A 20,592-nucleotide genomic window follows, 5' to 3' on the forward strand; every position below is an offset into this window, starting at 1 on the left:
TGGAATGTTAATAAGTCCAGGATCCGGGGCAACTGAATCACTTACCGTTTGCAGACAAGCGTATATTTTTAATAAAGTAAGTATTTCATCCAATCGTTGTAGAGAGACTCACATATCGTAAAAGTATAATGCGTTCCGAATCATGGTGGAGGAGTATTCTGCGAATACCACACGAATTCTCAAATTGCTGCTTGGACGGCGAAATCTGTATACAGTCCTTTGGGAGGTTGATAGAAATGTCAAATGACAGAAAAAAAAATATGAGAAAATTCAAGGAAGCCAAAAAGCTCCATAATAAAGGTGTAGACGGAGACAAAAAAGCGGTGAAAAGCGCAAACGAGAAACTCTTAAAGCTCCGTGAGGCCGAGCCTGACAATGCGCTAATTGAAGCATTTTACGGCAGCACTCTAGCTCTATTAGCGCGGGATGCCGTTACTCCTCTGAAACAAGCAGATAATGCGCAAGAAGGATTAGATGCAATGAATCGGGCCGTTACTTTGGATCCGAACGAAAAAGAAATTCGGCTGTTACGCGCGAACGTCTGTCTGCGGCTGCCGGAGTCCTTTTTTCATTGCTCGCAAACGGCGATCGAGGACTTCTCCTTCCTTCTTGACCGCTATCAAGAAAATTCCAGTTACCTTACCAAAAAGCAAGTCAAAAAAATACTTCCAAATCTGATTGAAGCCTACCAAAATGCCGGAAAACCTGACAAAGCGAATGTGGTCTTGCAGCGTCTCGCCCAATATAAATCAAAATGACGGATAGAGCAACTGAGGCGAGCGATGCATTCAAGCCAATGCAACGAAGAAAGGCCCTAAGCCTATTGAAGGCTTAGGGCCTTTCTGCATTATCCTCACTCTAATTCCTCGCTGCTTTTACCTATTACATGTTGTCGTTCATTTTTCTGGCGAGCGCAGAGTCGGATCGATTTCAAGGGCGGCCGTATTGCCCTCGTCTTCCGCCAGTTTCCAGATCCACCTTCGTAAACCAGGCAGCTTCAAACAGGTTACTATGCTCTTGATCCCACGGAAATCCAGTTAATAGTGCCATTCACATCCGACGAAAACCGTACTCGCACAACTGTCAGTTGTGCAGAATTCGTTTGCTTTTGTTTAATAACTGCATAACAGGATGGGTGGCTAGTTGTAGCTGTCAGAACGTAATTTACATCCGCAAATGGTTCGTCAAAGAAAATGTTTACTTCCACGATTTCGTTATGCACCTTAAATTCAAAGGGAACCAGACCGAATTGTTGAACAGCTGCTGGTTTCGCAGCAGGAAGCTGTATCGTCTTGAAACTCAGCTTAGTCTCATCCACACTACCTGCTGCCAGCTTGCTGCTATCTACACTTCCTGCTGAGAGCTTTGTTCCGTCGACTGACCCCTCAGCCAGGTGTTCACTGCTTACCGTGCCGACAGTCAGCTTACTACCATCTACACTGCCTGCTGTAAGTTTGGAACCATCCAAAGCGCCTTCCGCGAGATGTTCGCTGCTCACTGCACCGACTGCCAGCTTACTGCCATCCACAGCTCCATCCGCTAGATGCCAACTGCTGACTGCGCCTGCTGTCAATTTGCTGCTGTCTACGCTTCCTGTCGCCAGCTTGCTTCCATCAACGCTGCCATCCGACAAATGATAGCCAATGATTGCCCCTGAAGCCAACTTGCTGCCGTCGATACTGCCTGCAGCCAGTTTTGCACCGAACAATGCTCCATCTGCTAAATGGTCGCCCGTTACAGCGCCTGGAGAAAGCTTACTGCTGTCTACACTATTTGCTGCCAATTTACTACTATCGACCGCGCCGTCCACGAGATGACTGCCGCTTACCGAGCCTGCTGCCAGCTTGCTGCTATCTACACTACCTGCCGAGAGCTTTGTTCCGTCGACTGACCCCTCAGCCAGGTGTTCACTGCTTACCGCGCCGACAGTCAGCTTACTGCCATCTACACTGCTTGCAGTAAGTTTGGAACCATCCAAAGCACCTTCCGCGAGATGTTCGCTGTTTACTGCACCGGCACTCAGCTTGCTGCCGTCTATAGCTCCATCTGCGAGATGCCAGCCACTGACTGCGCCTGCTGTCAATTTGCTGCTGTCTACGCTTCCTGTCGCCAGCTTGCTTCCATCTACACTGCCTGTAGTAAGTTTGGAACCATCCAAAGCGCCTTCCGCTAGATGTTCGCTGTTCACTGCACCGGCACTCAGCTTGCTGCCGTCTATAGCTCCATCTGCGACATGCCAGCCACTGACTGCGCCTGGTGTCAATTTGCTGCTGTCTACGCTTCCTGTCGCCAGCTTGCTTCCATCTATACTGCCTGCGGTAAGTTTGGAACCATCCAAAGCGCCTTCCGCGAGATGATCGCTGCTCACTGCACCGATGCTCAGCTTGCTGCCATCCACAGCTCCATCCGCTAGATGCCAACTGCTGACTGCGCCTGCTGTCAATTTACTGCTGTCAACACTTCCTGTCGCCAATTTACTACTATCAACACTGCCTGCAGCCAGCCTCGTTCCGTCCACCGTACCGACTGCCAACTTACTGCCATCTATGCTGCCATCCGACAAATGATAGCCAATAATTGCCCCTGAAGCCAACTTGCTGCCGTCGATACTGCCTGCAGCCAGTTTTGCACCGAACAATGCTCCATCTGCTAAATGGTCGCCCGTTACAGCGCCTGGAGAAAGCTTACTGCTGTCTACACTATTTGCTGCCAATTTACTACTATCGACCGCGCCGTCCACGAGATGACTGCCGCTTACCGAGCCTGCTGTCAGCTTACTGCCATCTACGCTGCCGGCTGCCAGCTTCGAAGCGTCCACCACACCGTCTGCGAGATGATAACTGCTAACTGCAGCAGCTACCAGCTTACTGCCATCTACACTGCCGGTTCCTAGCTTCGCGCTTGTGACTGCACCATCACCCAAATGCTCGTTTCTGATCGCACCATCAATTAGCTTGGTGCTATCCACACTTCCGTCTGCCAGCTTTGTTCTGTTCACCGCACCTGCTGCGATATGATCACTATTTACAGCACCTGATACCAGCTTGCTGCTGTCTACACTTCCGGGTGCCAGCTTCGCTGCACTTACCGCTCCGTTGACAAGGTGATCCGTGCCCACAGTACCAAGTGCCAGCTTACTGCTAACTACGCTGCTATCTGCCAGCTTAGACCCATCCACGATACCTGAAGCCAAGTGATTTCGGCTAACAGCACCCTCAGCCAACTTGCTGCCATCTACTGCGCTGTCGGCAAGATGTTCGCGATGGATAACGCTTGAGCTCAGCTTACTGCTATCCACACTGCCCGCAGCCAGTTTAGCTCCATCAACAGCTCCATCCAATAAATGCTCGGTATTAACGCTACCTGCGGTCAATTTGCTGCTATCCACGCTGCCTGTCGCCAGCTTCGCACCATATACCGCGCTATCCGCAAGATGATAATTGCTCACCGCTCCAAGGACCAGCTTGCTTCCGTCCACTGAATTCGCTGCGAGGTTATTATTTTCTACCGCACTGGCAGCTAGATGTTCATTGCTTACAACGCCAAGCCCTAGTTTCGCTCCGCTGACCGCACCATCGGCCAGTTTCACATTCGTGACAGCACCTGCTGTCAGTTTCGTGCTGTCGACACTATCCTTCGCCAGCTTTGCACTGCTCACAGCACCATCAGCGAGATGTTCACTACTTACTGCGCGCCCTGCCAGCTTAGAGCTGCTGACCGCACCATCGGCTAAATGCCTTGAGCTAAGCGCGCCGGCAACCAGTTTACTCCCATGGATGCTTTCATTCGCAAGCTTTGCTGCTGTTATGGCACCGTCAGCGATATGCTCGCTATGAACAGCTTTGCTAGAAATTTTTCGATTCGTAACACTGGACTCGGCTAATTTGGATTCTGTAACGGCATTCTCTTCTAGTTTTCCAGTCGTTACCGCATGATCCTGCAGAATCCAAGCAGAGACGGATCCGGCCTGCAGATGTTGCATTCCGACTGAGCCCTTAGCCAGCTTCTCTTCAGTTACCGCTCCTTGTGCAAGCGTCTCTGCTGTAATAGATTGCTCGATGAGCTTCGTGCCATCTAAGCTCCGATCTGCAAAAATGCCTAAAGTAATCGAGCCTTGCGCCAAGTGATCCGATGAAATTGCACCAGGCTTAATATGAATGCCGTCAATAATTCTTTCTTGCAGATGACGGGTTTCAATGGACATAGATGCGATTTTGGTACTTGTCACCGCTTCTTCCGCGATTTTACTCGTAGTAATGGTTTGATCCTGCAAATGATGCGTCGTAACGGCTTCTTCATCGATGTGCTCGCGATGAATAGCCGACTGTTCGATCTGTTCATAGCCGATTGCACCATTCGAAACATGCTCGGAACGAATAGCGCCTAAGCTTAGTTTATCACTGGTTATGACAGCATTTTGAAGATGTCCTGTACCAATAGTACCCAGTGAAACGTGTGTTCCTAGTACGGTACCGTCTGTCAAATGCTCACTTCCAATGATGCCCAGCTGCAAATGATCGGTCGTGATCGTGTTTGCTGCTATCTTTTCGGACGTCACACTTCCTTCCTTAATCTTCGAAGCATCTACACTGCCGTCAGATAATTTCTCAGTCGTCACTGCTCCCTCTTCGAGCTTAGCGCTAGAGATGACGCTATCGACAAGATGTGTATTCTTTATTAAATACTCGCTAATATGTCTTTCTTCTATGATGCTATCTGCCAGTTTGCTTGAAGTAATGGACTCATCTAGGAGCTTCGAGCCGGAGATGATGCTATCTGCCAAATGCCAATTCTGAATCGCTTGCTGACGAATATGTCTTCCCTCGACACTGCTTTCAACCAGTTTCGATGAGGTGATCGATTCATCTTGAAGCTTCGAATTGGAGATGACATTATCTGCAAGATGCCCGTTATGGATCGCCTGCTCTGAAATGTGTTTTTCTTCTATTGCATTTCCAGCTAGTTTGGCCGATGTAATCGATTCATCCTGCAGCTTCGAATTGGAGATGACATTATCTGCGAGATGCCCGTTATGGATCGCCTGCTCTGAAATGTGTTTTTCTTCTATTGCATTTCCAGCTAGTTTGGCCGATGTAATCGATTCATCCTGCAGCTTCGAGTTGGAGATGACATTATCTGCGAGATGCCCGTTTTGTATCGCTTTTGAACGAATATGCTTTTCTTCTATCGTATTTTCGGCTAATTTGGCTGATGTAATCGATTCATCTTGAATCAGATCCGTGTAGATGGCATCCTCAGCGATATGTTCAGTCTTTATTGCGCTTGAGGCAATGTGCGGGGCTCTAATGGAACCGTTAGCGATATGCTCTGCCTGAATAGAGGCATTCAGCAAATGCTTGGAATCAATGGATTGTGGGGCAATCTTCTGATTGGTTACGGCCTGATTGACTAGCTTTTCCTCTGTTATTACCAATGATGCCAAATTATCCGTTGTAATAGAATGAATGGCCAGGTGGTAGCCCTCTATCGCTCCATCAGCAATATGTGCAGCTTCAATTTGACCTGGTGCTATGTTTCGGCTCTGTACGCTTCCATCGGCTAAATGCTCATTGTAAATAATCTCATGTTGAAAATGTACGGAACTGATGCTCGCGTTAGCAATTTTCTCTTCTGTTACGGCTTGATCTCTTAACTTATCCGATGTGATGGCTGCATCCATCAGTTTGGCGGTGTCGATACTATAATTGGACAAATGTTTAGCATGTACGGAGCCGCTGCGAATTTTCTCCGCTGTTATTGATTGGTTATCAATTAACTCATTTGTAATGACAAGCTCTGATAAATGCTGCGGGAGAATGGAACCGTCCGCTAGCTTTAAGGAATCAATCGTTTGATCAGCTAGCTTATCCGCCGTAATGCTGTTATCAAGCAGCTTGCTTCCGGGGATAGAGTAATCTTGAATTTTATCGCCGGAGATACTTTGCGGAGCGATATGCTCATCGTGAATAACGAGATTTGCAATCTTATCTCTCGTCACACTTGCTGGCGCCAGCTTTGAATGATCGATAGCAAAATCCTTAATGACTTTGGCACCGATACTTTGCGGCTTGATTTTGCTCTCGTCGACGGAACGATTGGCGATTTTCTCCCATGTTACCGCTTCTTCGACAATATCATCTGTGTAAACAACAGGGTTTACAAATTTGCCCGTTTTACGCTCAGAAAGCAATAACAGCGGGGGTGCAGGTATCGCTGTATTAGAGAGACTTACTATGGGTGCATGTTTATTCGGTTTGCCTGACTCAACTGCGGGAGCTTTAATGGTTCCTTTGGATTGCAGTTGTGGCTGTGATCGCAGTTGCGATTGTGGCTGTGATTGCGGTTGCGTCTCATTCTTAACAGCTTTTTGACTTGTTTCCACTTTTTCCTGCTTAATTTGAACAGATGAAGACTCACGATCATCCAGCCAAGCGAGCTCATTCGTGCTGGAGTTCACTTTTTGCACATAAGGCCTACTGCTCTTACGCTTACTCATAGACTCCTCTCCATTCTCCATGATGTAGTCATTTGTAACATATTCAAGCTTAGAAAGAGATGTACGTTAGCCCGAAAAAATGTGCGCACACCTAGATAAATAGTTATTTCCCCAACATGCTTTTGTATAAACGTCCAATCCCAGATGATGGTGACTACTTTATGCTTAAAGATTTAGGAAATCGCTTTCGCAAGTATCGTACGAAGCGAGGCACAGCTTGTTCAACCGAACTGCTAATTCCTCAGGGTATGGGAAATGACCCTGACGTAACAATAACAACACGTTTAGCTCTCTGACTCACCTGTACTTCCCCCTTTGGATATCGCCTACTTCTATACATATGCGGATTAAAGCACAAAGTTTGGGTATTCGTCCCGTTTTTTCGGGAAAGCATCAGCATCCGTACAAACGAGCTGCATTGCTTTTCCATAAGCTGTATTAGAGCCGCTATTTTTCAATGACCCATAAAGCTATGACACTGAAAGCTTCCTGGCGAAAAAATCTAAGCGTATCATTTCGAGGCCAGTTTTTCTGGTGAAAAACTCTAAGGAGTGATGAAGATGGAAAATCCCTATGTGGGTATATTAGTCAACGATTCCTTGTACACAGGCATTCCCCTAGGGAATACAAAATACGAAGCCATTCAATATTACAGTGATGCAGGCAAAGAATATGGCGTCACCCCATGCTACTTCCGCATGCAAGATGTTCGAATAGATACGATGAAGGTCCATGCATTCGTTCAAAAAGGGATTCAATATATGCGAGAATGGATTGATATGCCCAAATTCATTCATAACCGAGCCATTTACTTGGATCGTGCTTCTTATGAAGAACTGGAGAGTTGGACACAGCGTGGCATTAGTATATTCAACAACTGGAATCGATACAGCAAGCTGCATATTCACCATATTCTTCTGAAGGATGAGGTTATTAGACCACATCTGCCTGGCACTTATCCTGCTACCATGAAAAACATAAAAATCATGATGAGTGCCTACGAGTCTATCATCATCAAGCCGAAGAAATCTAGCATCGGACGGGGCGTTATGAAAATGGATCGAGTTCCTAACGGTTGGCAGCTCATTTATCCAGCAACATTAAAAATCAGCAATAAAATATGGCGTCAGCTCCGCTTCCGCAGGCAGCTACCCATGGCCCTCCTACGCAAAATTCAAAACCGCGGCTATATCGTGCAGCAACGCTTACCTCTGGCTACTTTTGACGGGCGTCCATTTGATCTGCGTATCTCTGTTCAACGCGGAGCTAGCGGCGAATGGGGAGTGACAGGCATCGTAGCCAAAGTTTCTTCACGCAAGCTCTTCCTGACCAACGTCGCTCAGGGTGGTGAAGTACGAACACTGACCGATATTCTGACAACCGAATATCCTTCTTTGGATCAAGCTGCCGTTCTCGAGCAAATTACAGATTTTTCACTTAGAGTTGCCAAGCATTTAAGCATGAATCTACCGCATTTGGCCGATTTAGGACTCGATGTCGGGATTACAAGCGAAGGATTTCCCATGTTTATTGAATGCAATGGCAAAGACCAACGGTATACCTTCAGAGAAGCTGATATGATGGAAGAATGGAAAGCCACCTACTATAATCCTATTGCCTATGCGAAGTATTTGTTAGATGGAGGCACTCCTGTTTACTAGAAACGACACACAATGATACTGGTGATGCGCCTACGTTCACTATTAATAATCGAAAATCGTATCATATGCGTCTCCTTTTCACTGGAGCAATCCAGCATCATCAGAAAAACCTTTACTTCCCATGGTTACCCTGGGAAGTAAAGGTTTTTATTTTTCATCCAACACTCGCTGTACAGCTTTATTTAAAGAAGCGATGTCAGGTGTACGGATAGCTTCATCCTTCACCTTGTATTTTTGTTTCAGTTTCATAATCCGAACAACGCTTTGATCGATCGTATTCATAGGGATGCGTTTTTCTTGAACAGCTTTACGGAGCGCACTGATTACAGTAACTACCTTGTCGTAATCGTGACCTACCATTACGACATTGGATCCGGCCAACACCGATTTTACAGCCGCAGCGCCAATCTCATAATTTTTTTCGATGGCCCCCATCGTCATATCATCGGTCATGATGAGTCCCTCAAACCCCATTTCTTTTCGCAAAAGATCTGTCATAATCTTTTTCGACATCGAAGCAGGATTCTGAGCATCCACTTTAGGCAGCAGAATATGAGCGACCATGACCGCGTCAGCCTGATGCTTGAAAGCTTCTGCGAACGGAACCAGCTCAAGCTTACGCAAGCGGGCGAGGTCATTTTGGACGATCGGTAGTCCCACATGCGAATCTACCGAAGTATCACCATGTCCTGGAAAATGCTTTACAACAGGGACAACCTGCTGATTCTGTAGTCCGTTCATCATTTGAACACCAAAGCTGCTCACAATAGAAGCAGTAGATCCGAAGGAACGATCTCCAATGACCGGATTATTAGGGTTGCTATTGACATCCAGATCGGGTGCGAAATCCATATTTAAGCCATAGGCATTTAGTTCTTTCCCGAGCAGTTGGCCGATATTATAAGCGAGCACAGGACGACCGGTTTTACCGATGTCTTTGCTGGTCGGTGTTTTCGTAATCTCATCCGGCAACCGTGTCACTCTGCCGCCTTCTTCATCTACTCCCAGCCAAAGCGGCAGCTTATTCACGGCATTCGTTTGTTTCAATTCATTAACTAGACCTACCAGTTGAGTCGTATTTTTCACATTAGGCTTGTATAATATAATCCCGCCAACGTGATAGGTTTCAATCAGTTCGCGTGCATGTTCATTCATACTGTACTCATCAATTCCCGCTATAATCATCTGTCCTAGCTTTTCTTCCAGCGTCATCGCTACAACACCGCTTGTTGCGACTGGTGTTTGTGCTGGTGTTGATGTCGGTGTAGCTTCCACTCTCGGCGGTGTCGCGGCGGGTGCTGAGGAAGACGGATTGTCTCCCGGGTGAGACGACGAACAGCCAGTTAAAAGCAGTGAAAACACAGCTGCGAACACCGCGCTCCTGATCAACAAAGGTATATCTCGTTTCATCTTCATCTACCTTCCCTTTTGAACCTAATCTTCTTAACGATCTTCTACCTATAATTGTTGCAAGACAGATTATTCACTTCTAAGCTCCTGTAGCGTCCATCTCAGTAACGTGTAGATCCCATAACACCCCAAGTAAGCTCCGCTTAACAGGAATAGCCCATTTTGAAAAATGCCGTGAATATTCGTCATAAATACCGTCTCATCTCTTAAAATCTCGTATATAGCGAGCACGCTGATAATACCAAACACATAGGCACAGCCCACTGCCAGCACATGATATACAATTCGGCACATTGTGAACAGCCAAGCACTTATTATCATACTAATCGGAATCAGAATACTTAGTACCACCATTATTATAGACATTATGTTATTTCACCTCATCAACAGCATTGACGGTTTCCTTTCCGTAAATACCAAAGGCATATTGATCCATTTTGTGATATGATTAATATTGATAGTAAAGCGTTTACATAAAGGCTTCTCCTGCTAGGATCCGGGTCGCATCCATCAAAAGGAAAAGAGGTCTATTAATGAAGAAGAATATCGTCTTACAGTATTCGCTGCCCTTAGATGCTTCCTTCGAGCTAATCGCAAGCTGCAAGTCCTGTACGGGTATTTCTGATCATTCATCTCGAACCCCTGTCCAATGTATCAAGTTCGCCGGGTCCTCTGTTCCCATCTCCGTTAATCTCGCTACCTGCTATACCTGCGGGGATTATAAGCAAAGCTAGCATATTCCACCTCAAACAGCCATTAGGCTGTTTTTTTCTTGCGCTTACCATGCATTCCTTTCTCATTCGACAATTGATTCTTTTACCTTTCTGTGGCAAGATTAGCGAAGAACATAATATAGGGATCTTTGATCTTAATCAAAGTCTCTCTGCATGAAGGGATCTTTGATCTTGATCAAAGTCTCTCCGAATATAGGGATACTTGATCTTGAGCAATGTCCTCTAACCATGAATGAACAGGAGTTTTTTAATCTATGTCTAAACCATTTTTTCGATTGCTAACGGAGCTGTCTTCACGGAAATGGGTGTCCCAAGTGACAGGTGCTTTTGCCAGATCCAAAGCAAGCCGGATCTTCATTCCTCGCTTTGCCCAATCCTACGGAATACGCATCGAAGATGCTGAGAAGCATTTACAAGATTATAAATCTTTGAATGATTTCTTCACACGCAGATTAAAGCCAGGGTTACGCCCTATTCACGAAGACCTATCTCGTGTTGTAAGTCCTGTTGATGCCAGTATTACAGGTATCGGCGACATCAAAGAAGGCTTGATTGTGAATGTCAAAGGTCAAGACTACACCATCGAAGAGCTGCTTAATCGTTCCCCTCGTACGGTCAACTATAAGAATGGCTTTTATTTTGTTCTGTACCTTAGTCCTACAGACTACCACCGCATTCATTCGCCGATTTCAGGTGATGTGCTTGAGAGCGAGCATGTGCTTGGGAAAGTATATCCTGTGAATGAGTTTGGCCTTCGTCATATGAAGAGAGTACTAAGTCGTAACGAACGGTTAATCACCTTTATCCAGCACAATGCCGGTGAGGTTGCTGTAGTGAAGGTTGGAGCACTTAACGTAAGTTCTATTCAATATGTGAAGCCTCTTCCCAAAACGCTTGAGCGAGGTCAAGAACTAGCTTACTTCGAGTTTGGTTCAACAGTTGTTCTCCTTTTTGAAGATGATATGTTTGAGCCTCGCCCAGATCTGCAGCTCGGTTCTAAAGTTAAAATGGGAGAAGACCTCGGCCGCTTCCTAGAAAAATAAAGGGAATCTGTGACTGGAGAGGAGAGAACTATGGCGTCCATTACAGCATCATCTCCTGAACAAAGCTCAAAGAGCTTACATGGTACCGGAGACGTCAAACCTACCGTTTATCGTATTTTATTCGCAATTGGTCTTGTCCATTTACTCAACGATTCGATTCAATCTGTCATTCCTGCTATCTTTCCCATACTAAAAAGCGAGATGGGACTTAGCTATACACAGATTGGTTGGGTGCAGTTCGCCATTAACTTCACGGCTTCCATTATGCAGCCGGTTGTGGGCTTATACACAGATCGCAAACCTTCACCCTATATGCTGCCGATTGGCATGGCCTCTACCCTTACGGGTATGCTGCTGCTCGCATTCGCACATTCATATTGGGTCGTGTTATTGTCTGTTTGCTTTGTAGGTCTTGGCTCAGCCGCCTTCCACCCGGAGGGATCTCGTGTCTCTCACATGGCCGCGGGAAATCGCAAAGGTCTGGCTCAGTCCATTTTCCAAGTTGGTGGTAACGCCGGTCAATCTTTGGCCCCCATGATGACCAAATGGATTTTCATTCCACTTGGATTATTCGGTTCCATATGGTTCACAGGCGTAGCAGCGGTAGCTATCGCTGTGCAATTATATATTGCTCGCTGGTATAAATCTGTGCTGCTTGCCACACCGGTTAAAGCTAAGACAATCGTACAACGCACCGTGAACCCACAGCGGCGCAAGCAAGTCATGTTTGCGATTTGCCTACTTATTTTTCTTGTGTTCGTCCGTTCTTGGTATGGAGCAGCAATGAGCGGCTACTTCGCCTTTTTCTTGCAAGATACATACGGCATGTCAATCGACCGCGCGCAGGACTTTATCTTCTTGTTCCTAGCAGCAGGAGCCGTTGGAACATTTTTTGGCGGTCCACTTGCAGACCGCTTCGGTAAGCGGAATGTCATTTTCTTTTCCATGCTTGGTTCAGCGCCGTTTGCTTTGCTGTTACCGCATGTGTCGATAACTTGGGCTTACATTTTACTTGTGATTATCGGTATCATTCTATTATCCAGCTTCTCCGTTACCGTTGTATATGCCCAAATGCTATTTCCTGGGAAGGTCGGAACCGTATCTGGCTTAATTACAGGCTTAGCTTTTGGAATGGGCGGCATCGGAAGTGTCGTCCTTGGCAATCTCTGCGACACCATAGGCACGACACGTGTTATGGAAATGTGTGCATTTCTACCGCTCCTTGGCATCCTAACCTTCCTCTTGCCTTCTGATCGCAAACTAAAACAATGGACAGAAGAACAAGTATGAGAAAAAAACCTTGCACGGCAAGCTTAGTCATCAGCTGCCATGCAAGGTTTTATTTTTGAAAAATCTATAACGACTTATTCGTGGTTAGCGTCCAGAACATCACGCTGGTTACGACGGCGGGCCACACCGGATTCATAAGCAGCTTCCATGACCGCTTCTCTTACCTTCTCAACAACCGTATGGTTGAAGACACTCGGAATAATGTAATATTCGTTCAGTTCATCTTCATTCACAACCGATGCGATTGCCTTAGCCGCGGCCAGCTTCATTTCTTGGGTAATTCGCGAAGCACGGCAATCCAGCACGCCCCGGAAAATTCCCGGGAAGCAGAGAACATTATTAATTTGATTCGGATAATCCGACCTGCCGGTTGCCATGACTCGAACATAAGGCTCCGCTTCTTCCGGCGTTATTTCAGGTGTCGGATTTGCCATTGCAAACACAATCGGGTCTGAGCCCATTCTCTTCACATCATCAGCCTTAAGAACACCTGGCCCCGATAACCCAATGAAAATATCAGCGCCCGCGATCACATCAGATAATGTACCGCTTTGTAAAAATGGATTCGTATTGGCCGAATACCATTCCCACGCGGAATTCGAATAACTCTCTCCACGTACGATTGCACCTTGTCGATCTACACCTATCACATTCGTCACACCAGCAGCAAGCAGCATTTTTGTACAAGCAATCCCCGCTGCTCCAATGCCTGTAATAACCACTTTACAATCTTCCAACCGCTTGCCCACTAACTTAACAGCATTCAACAATCCAGCGAGAATAACGACCGCCGTTCCATGCTGATCGTCGTGAAACACAGGAATATCCAGTTCATTAATTAATCGTTCTTCAATCTCAAAACAACGAGGCGACGAAATGTCCTCCAAGTTAATGCCACCGAATGCTGGTGCGATCGCTTTAACCGTACGAATGATTTCTTCGGTATCTTGCGTGTCCAAACAAATCGGGAACGCGTCCACACCTGCCATTTGCTTAAACAGCATGGCCTTCCCTTCCATAACCGGCATTGCCGCTTCCGGACCAATGTTACCTAACCCGAGAACCGCTGTGCCATCCGAAACAACAGCAACTGTGTTTCTCTTGATCGTCAATGAATGTGCTTTGATCGGGTCTTCATGAATAGCCATACAAACCCGAGCTACCCCTGGCGTATATACACGAGACAGGTCATCTCGATTTTTAATCGGCATCTTAGGCGTGACTTCGATCTTGCCACCCAAATGCATGAGGAATGTTTGGTCTGAAACGTTAATTAAGCGAACACCTGGAATTTCTTTCAACACTCTTGTAATGGATTCCGTATGTTCCGGATCGCTTACTTTCACCGTAATATCACGCGTAGTCGTTGTTTTACTCGCTCGCGTTACGTCAATGGCGACAATATCGCCCCCGGCTTCGCCAATCGCTGTAGCGATTTTTCCAAAAGTGACTAATTCTTTATGTATTTCCAAACGCACAATGACACTTGTGCCTCCACCATTCAATCCAACCATAACTAAGGATCACTCCTATGAAAATAAATTAATTGACCAACAAGATAAATCATAGCATACAAAATCAATTCTGCCAAAAATTAAGGTGAACAATTTGAGTAAATGGGTAGATGAATCGGGTAACAGCGGAAGGCTTATTTACATACGGACGAATAGACTTTGTCATACTGAAAATTCATCCCTTATATTACAAAAAAGATTAATTAAATCGATTAGGCAGCAATGTTGTTCATGTTTATCTTGGTTGCCTAATATGATAAAGGGGGATCACAAAAAAGTGGATCAGAAAGGCGGTAGCCGATGCCAAATGTAAAAATCATGTGTATATTTGGAACCCGGCCTGAAGGAGTAAAAATGGCCCCGTTAGTAGCCCGTTTGAAAAAGGATCCCGATTTGGACTGTGTTTTTGTCAACACAGCGCAGCACCGCGAGATGCTCGATCAAGTTCTGGAATTATTTAGAATAAGGAGCGACTACGATTTAAATATTATGAGACCGGGACAAACGCTAGAGAGCCTTACTACTGAAATTATTCAAAGACTATCCATTATATTGGATAAAGAAATACCTGATTTAGTTTTAGTTCAAGGCGATACAACAACAGCATTAGCCGGTGCTTATTCAGCATTTTTAAAGAAGATTCCTGTCGGACATGTGGAAGCAGGGCTTCGTACCTATCAAATGTACTCGCCTTTTCCTGAAGAAATGAATCGCTCCTTAATTGGAAAATTAGCGACCTTGCATTTTGCAGCGACCGAGACAAACAAACAAAATCTGATTAAAGAAAATGTAGATGATAAATCGATTTTCGTAGTAGGCAACACCGTCATCGACGCTTTAATGGAGGTAACGAGTACTGGCAGATATACGTTTACTCCTGAGATTGAGTCATGCATCGATTCAGGGGATAAAATCGTTATCGTTACTACCCATCGCAGAGAAAATTTGGCGCAGTTGCAATCTGTATATACAGCTATTAATCGATTGATTGAGAAGCATCAGGATATTCAAATTATTTTTCCCGTACATAAAAATCCGATTGTACGCGACTTGGTAGAACAAGGATTAAAAAAAAATCCTCGAATCCAGCTCATCGAGCCATTGGATTATGAAGGATTTTCTCACTTAATGCAGCATGCTTATTTCATCATCACCGATTCGGGAGGAATTCAAGAAGAAGCTCCAGCCCTTGGAAAACCTGTTCTTGTGACAAGAACCACAACAGAAAGGCCAGAAGGTGTGGAAGCGGGAACGCTTAAACTGGTTGGACTGGACACGGATGTTATTTTCTACGAAGCAGATCGGTTGTTATCCGACATAACCGCTTATACCCTTATGTCGCAAACCAAAAACCCATACGGGGACGGTACCAGCTCTACCCAAATCATCAAGATTATTAAAGATTGGACCTTCTAAAGAAACTAAGCCACTTTTTATAGTTTCTTGGAGATGCGGTCTATAACCGGAGTGAACTCCTCCCCAGGATCAAACGGGTTGGATTGATGCCTGGCATACCATTCTTTAAACATCGTCACTACAATGTCAGAGTCATTTAAGAGAACTGGTGTCGGAGCGTCCGTAAAGATAATAGTAAGGGCGCAGCTAATGTTGTTGGAATGATCTGCTAGTATCAATGGGGAATAAAAGTATCTAGTTCATATAACTGTTGAACTACGCAACGACCATTTCCCGGTATTCCATCGGGGAATGGTCGCTTCGCTTTTATTAATATCAATCCCTTCAAATTTCAGGCTTAATTCACTCGTTTAATGCTTTCATATATGATTTCCTTCATCTTTCCTTGTATTACTCTTCTTTGGGAAGTATAAAGATATAAAACATTAAGCTTTTGTCTTAATAAATCATAAGATAGCATTTTAGCTGAGAGATCAAACACATAAAGATTGCTTTTTACAATGCTATGCATGATTTCAGAGATTGCTTTATGCTGGGAGTGACCATATTCCCCTTCAAGATTATGGGTTATAATTTTATTGTAACTCCCTTCTTTTAGTACTTTTTGTAGATCTTTCGTAAGGGCAGGCCTATCAAAATCACCTTCCCACTGATCTTTATAATTCCACATTACAAAATTTGATTCAACACATTTCATAACCTCGCTAAACTCTTTGGATCGAATAAGGTGATCACCGTTTGTTACACACACTACTCTCCATCCCTTTTCCGCTAATAATTGGCTTCCACCAAAGATGATCTCATCGTCTGGATGCGCCACTACCATAAGTTTATCAATCACCAAATCATTCACCTCTTATAAATGTTAATCAACAAACAATTATTTGTACAAATTGAATGTAGTCGTTATCTCTAGACATTCCTTTTCAGCTTCTAATACTAATGTGTTTGTAGGGGTGCATTCTTTTACTCTTCCCAAAAACCACCCTAATGGGAATGGCTCTTTTTGCCCTATCACATTTACGATAGAAAGATCCGAATCAGAACGAATAGATAGGAGACCGATCTCTTTTTTATCCCGAATCATCTCAATTGTATTCGTTTTTATAATGGGGGTAATATCCGGTGCCAAATGCCAGAGAATCTTATAATTATGTTTTTCCTTGGATGTGATTGTATCCTTAACTATAATTTTATTTTGTGATTTAATATATTCTAGACACCTTTTATGCTTAACCCCAGTAAGCCTTTCATTTACACCGGTTACCGAACACCGATCTTGACTCAAGCTATATTCAGTTAATGAAACATATTTGTACTTCCCATCTTCAGAGGAAAGTGTACGGTTATCTACAACTAAAGTGTTATGGCCGAATGATGAATACCCATATTGGGTAAAAGAATCATGATAATCATAACCATTTGGGCCGGCTTCACTAATAATATCCTTTCCGGAATAGATCCATAAACTTAAATCATCGCAATGTTTATGATAATAAGCATGGTAAGCCGCATTAAAAAAGATATAGGTGCCTTTATCTTTATTTTCCCAACTATCTCTAAATATTGCATAGCCCGCATCCTTAAAAACAACATCTGTTTCTTTAGGTGGTGTTCCTTCCAAGCCTTTTGTGATGGAAAACTGATAATTCGGATTGTCCTTCCAGAGTAATCTAGACGGTTTGTCTTTAAGAAACGTATCTCCGATAAGTGGCCAGCATCCATCTGGTTTTATCACAAAGGTTGCATATAAGGACATCTTTTCGTATAAATCTGAAAAAAACACTGCAATTACATCTTTTGAATCACGAAAATAATTACGATACTTTACGATTGCATTAGATATTACTTGATGATAGCTGGGCGAATGCTCTAAATGAACTCCATCTTTTGAAATCATAGCATTAAAATAATTTTTCAATCTCTCTAACGCCATATTTTTATACAAAACACTCTCTTCTATTTTTTGGAAATAATGACTGAATACAATTAAACTATCATCTTGAAACATCCCGTGGTTCGTATTCGTTGAATGGAAAATATGAGTTCCTAACAGTTTTGCATGTGCGACGATATTGCTTAATAAAAATTCAATATCAGTATTTGGAAGTATTTTTCTAACCCGATCGAAGAACCGTATCCATACAACCAATCTTCTAGCAGTGACTTCATCACTCCAAGCCATATGTTCAAAGAATTCTTCTATCGGGTGTTGTTTAATCCAATCACCGATAATTTGGTATGCCAATAGGAGGTACCTTTTATCATTTGTTTCGTTAAAGGATTCAATTAAATCATTTATAAAAAAGTGTGCGTGAAGCGAACGCATGAATGCCCTTGTATTAGTAGGGTTCTTTAACCAATTGATTGTGGCACCATATTTTATTGTCCCGAAGGGTGGAATTTTATAATTTCCTAATAGCATATCATTTGCTGATTGAATATAATTTTCGTTTAGATACTTTGAAAAAAATGAAGATACTTTTTCCATAACTTCAGTTGTTTCAATTAACTTGTAGTAATTTACAATCTCATCTTTTTGGCTAGACCAGTTGAATAATTTCCCCTTATCTATAGATATATTAACTTTATCTTTATTTGTCGTCTGTTCTGGGGAAATGATTTGACAAGGAAAAATACTTCTTATATTTCCCTTTATTATTGTCAGTGAGTTTGATTCCTCGACTATGTTAACATTGCCAATGAATTTACTCACTGAGTGAATCAGGACATAAACATCATTATTTAAAATTATTGGCGGAGACGTTAAACTGATAATTTCGTTTCCCCCTTGCCAATTATTGTTATTATTTGGAAATATATATAAAATTGCATCAAGACTTCCTGGAAATACAAACATTATTGAACCTTTCATTAATAATTCCAGGCATTTAGTGTGGGGATTCCATGTATTTGTTATTTCTAAACTGGATAAAACTTCTGAAAGTTTTACGTACTTCACTAAGTATTCATCTCCCTTAAACATCAAATACATTCATCCTTAGGATCTCGCCACCAGATACCTGCTAGCTACGAGGCGGCTTGGTCCCTACCTCGATTGGACTTTCACCAACTAGTTCTGCTTAGCTTTGCTAGGCGCACTATTGGGCATAAATTCCTATTTAAATGCCCAAACATCTCAAAAACGTTCATCATACCTTAGAAGAGAAGAAGGATATGCTAAATTGAACAGAAGGGAATGTTAATATTGAAAAATATATCGATTTTGATACCTTTTAAAACAGATAATGGACCGAGAGAAGCTAACCTTAGATGGGTTGAAAAATTTTATAAAGTCCTAATGCCTGAAATGGAATTAATTATCAGTGTTTCGAATACTGATCCTTTTAATAGATCACAATCTATCAATAACGCTGCAAAAAAAGCGTCAGGGGATGTGTTTGTAATAGCCGATGCCGATGCTGTTTATAATCCTATAAATATCTATAAATCTATTGAACTCCTTGAAAAATATGCTTGGATTATTCCATTTACTACAGCATGGAATACTTCAGAAAAAAGTGCATTAAAAATCTTGAATTCTGAGCCTACCTGGCCAATTAATTTTAATCAATTAGAAACACGGAAAGTAAGTAATATATCGGGATTATTAAACGTGGTGCCTCGAAAAAACTTTGAAGCGGTTGGCGGATTTGATGAGAGATTTAGTGGTTGGGGTTGGGAAGATGTAGCATTTCGCTATGCTATGAATACATTATGTGGCCATTATGGTAGAGTTATTACGGATATATATCACTTATGGCATCCTCAATTAGGAGCCTTGGGTAATCCCAACTATGATGCAAATACAAAACTTGCACAAAAATACACAGCCGCACTAGATAATTTTCAAGCTATGAAAAAGCTAATTACGGAAAAGGATGATAAAAAGTAAATCATTAAAATGGTGAATACTCCGAAGCAAATTAAGCCACTATAGTTGCCGGAATGGTGGCTCTTTAGCAACGCAATATTCATTAAATAGTAACTAAAATCCTAGGGACATATTCGTCCCTCACTCAGATATTGCGATCATTTTTCTTAATCAAGGAATCAATTAAATTTAACCATTTTCCATAGAGTAAGTTTCGATTAAAATTTTCTCTTGCATATTTCTTTACTTCGGATTGCATATCGGCAAAATTTTTACTCTTTGACCTTATCAGCTGGATGGCATCTCCCGGTGTCTCAAATATAAACTCATTAGGATAAAGTGCCCTTGCTCCACCCCGATTCCTAATTATCGGTATTGAACCTGAAGCCATCCCCTCTGCAACGGATAAGTGAAAGCTTTCAAAATCACTTGGTGATAGAATATAACCTATTTTTCGAAACCACTCCGATACATCGTTTTCCCAACCATCAAAGAACACTTGATTCTTAAAGGGACTATGCTGAATTCGTTCAAAAACCCAATTATAATATTCATTCTCTTCTTTCCTTTTCATTACCCATGAATATTCTTGTGGCAGCTTTCCTTTAATATACAAATGATATCTAGAATCTTCCCTCCATAATTGATCAAATATATCTAATGCGATATCAAGCCTTTTTAATTTAGGAACAATACCCATAATTCCTAAATTAAATTTGCACCCCGAAAATTTCTCTTTATTTAATTGTTTCGTATCCACTAGATTATAGATCACTTCCGACTTATTTCTCGGAATATCAAATTTCTCGGTTAGCACTTCGTAAAGACCTTTGGATACAAAAATAACTTTGTCAACATTGGTCCAATCGATCCCTTGCGGATATTGGGTATGTCTCTCCTGCCCATGCATTCGAATTAAGAGTATTTGTGATTTCAATTTATTACTTGAATACCATACTGCATTTCCTAGGCCGAATTCAGTAATGATTACATTAGCCCATTCCAATAAGCTTTTGGACTTTCCAACATCATGCGAATTATGCGATTTCCACTGATCCAACCTAACTTCAAATTGTGATTTCCTTTCAAAGGACTCGATCAATAAACGGGCAAATTTGAGATCATGCCCCGCAAATAAAATTTTCCTTTTCATT

The 20,592-nt window shown here is 43.1% G+C and carries 14 protein-coding genes; 7 read left to right on the forward strand and 7 right to left on the reverse strand.

Annotation, left to right across the window (positions count from 1 at the left end; translation table 11 throughout):
- The first annotated feature begins 236 nt into the window (after positions 1-236).
- A complete protein-coding gene (locus tag AC58UU_RS16410) occupies positions 237-758 on the forward strand; it encodes a tetratricopeptide repeat protein (protein ID WP_497317281.1) in 522 nt (173 codons plus the stop codon).
- A gap of 251 nt (positions 759-1,009) precedes the next feature.
- Here the strand turns inward: AC58UU_RS16410 and AC58UU_RS16415 are convergent, their stop codons facing one another.
- Positions 1,010-6,496, reverse strand: coding sequence for a WIAG-tail domain (locus tag AC58UU_RS16415; protein ID WP_497317283.1), 5,487 nt, complete (start codon positions 6,494-6,496; stop codon positions 1,010-1,012).
- Positions 6,497-7,056: 560 nt separating this feature from the next.
- On the opposite strand from AC58UU_RS16415, the gene AC58UU_RS16420 reads away from it, so the two are divergent.
- Positions 7,057-8,157, forward strand: coding sequence for a YheC/YheD family endospore coat-associated protein (locus AC58UU_RS16420; RefSeq protein WP_497317285.1), 1,101 nt, complete (start codon positions 7,057-7,059; stop codon positions 8,155-8,157).
- 147 nt (positions 8,158-8,304) lie between these two features.
- Here AC58UU_RS16420 and nagZ read toward each other — a convergent pair whose 3' ends face one another.
- Positions 8,305-9,567: a beta-N-acetylhexosaminidase gene (nagZ, locus tag AC58UU_RS16425; protein ID WP_497317287.1), complete on the reverse strand. Its 1,263-nt coding sequence runs from the start codon at positions 9,565-9,567 to the stop codon at positions 8,305-8,307.
- Positions 9,568-9,636: 69 nt separating this feature from the next.
- On the reverse strand, positions 9,637-9,933 hold the full coding sequence (locus AC58UU_RS16430; protein ID WP_497317289.1) for a transposase: 297 nt from the start codon (positions 9,931-9,933) through the stop codon (positions 9,637-9,639).
- Positions 9,934-10,100: 167 nt separating this feature from the next.
- Here AC58UU_RS16430 and AC58UU_RS16435 point away from each other — a divergent pair, with 167 nt between their 5' ends.
- The 3 genes from AC58UU_RS16435 (at position 10,101) to AC58UU_RS16445 (ending at position 12,634) form a co-directional block, all read left to right on the forward strand.
- The gene (locus tag AC58UU_RS16435; protein WP_497317291.1) at positions 10,101-10,301 is read left to right on the forward strand and encodes a hypothetical protein; all 201 of its coding nucleotides are present in this window, start codon (positions 10,101-10,103) and stop codon (positions 10,299-10,301) included.
- A gap of 254 nt (positions 10,302-10,555) precedes the next feature.
- Positions 10,556-11,344 carry an archaetidylserine decarboxylase gene (asd, locus tag AC58UU_RS16440; protein WP_497317293.1) on the forward strand — a complete coding sequence of 263 codons (789 nt, stop codon included), beginning with the start codon at positions 10,556-10,558 and terminating at the stop codon, positions 11,342-11,344.
- A gap of 30 nt (positions 11,345-11,374) precedes the next feature.
- A complete protein-coding gene (locus AC58UU_RS16445; protein WP_497317295.1) occupies positions 11,375-12,634 on the forward strand; it encodes an MFS transporter in 1,260 nt (419 codons plus the stop codon).
- A gap of 74 nt (positions 12,635-12,708) precedes the next feature.
- On the opposite strand, the gene AC58UU_RS16450 is transcribed toward AC58UU_RS16445, so the two are convergent.
- Positions 12,709-14,148 carry an NAD-dependent malic enzyme gene (locus AC58UU_RS16450; RefSeq protein WP_497317296.1) on the reverse strand — a complete coding sequence of 480 codons (1,440 nt, stop codon included), beginning with the start codon at positions 14,146-14,148 and terminating at the stop codon, positions 12,709-12,711.
- Between the two features lie 318 nt (positions 14,149-14,466).
- On the opposite strand from AC58UU_RS16450, the gene wecB reads away from it, so the two are divergent.
- Positions 14,467-15,564, forward strand: coding sequence for a non-hydrolyzing UDP-N-acetylglucosamine 2-epimerase (gene wecB, locus AC58UU_RS16455; RefSeq protein WP_497317366.1), 1,098 nt, complete (start codon positions 14,467-14,469; stop codon positions 15,562-15,564).
- A 337-nt stretch (positions 15,565-15,901) separates the two neighbouring features.
- Here the strand turns inward: wecB and AC58UU_RS16460 are convergent, their stop codons facing one another.
- Entirely contained in the window at positions 15,902-16,405 is a 504-nt protein-coding gene (locus AC58UU_RS16460; protein ID WP_497317368.1) for a PIG-L family deacetylase, read from the reverse strand.
- Positions 16,406-16,444: 39 nt separating this feature from the next.
- A complete protein-coding gene (locus AC58UU_RS16465; RefSeq protein ID WP_497317298.1) occupies positions 16,445-18,526 on the reverse strand; it encodes a heparinase II/III domain-containing protein in 2,082 nt (693 codons plus the stop codon).
- Between the two features lie 237 nt (positions 18,527-18,763).
- On the opposite strand from AC58UU_RS16465, the gene AC58UU_RS16470 reads away from it, so the two are divergent.
- Positions 18,764-19,459, forward strand: a complete 696-nt coding sequence (locus AC58UU_RS16470; RefSeq protein ID WP_497317300.1) for a glycosyltransferase — start codon at positions 18,764-18,766, stop codon at positions 19,457-19,459.
- Between the two features lie 124 nt (positions 19,460-19,583).
- Here the strand turns inward: AC58UU_RS16470 and AC58UU_RS16475 are convergent, their stop codons facing one another.
- On the reverse strand, positions 19,584-20,591 hold the full coding sequence (locus AC58UU_RS16475; RefSeq protein WP_497317302.1) for a glycosyltransferase: 1,008 nt from the start codon (positions 20,589-20,591) through the stop codon (positions 19,584-19,586).
- Position 20,592: the final 1 nt, after the last annotated feature.

This window comes from Paenibacillus sp. JT22N1 (genome assembly GCF_059692155.1).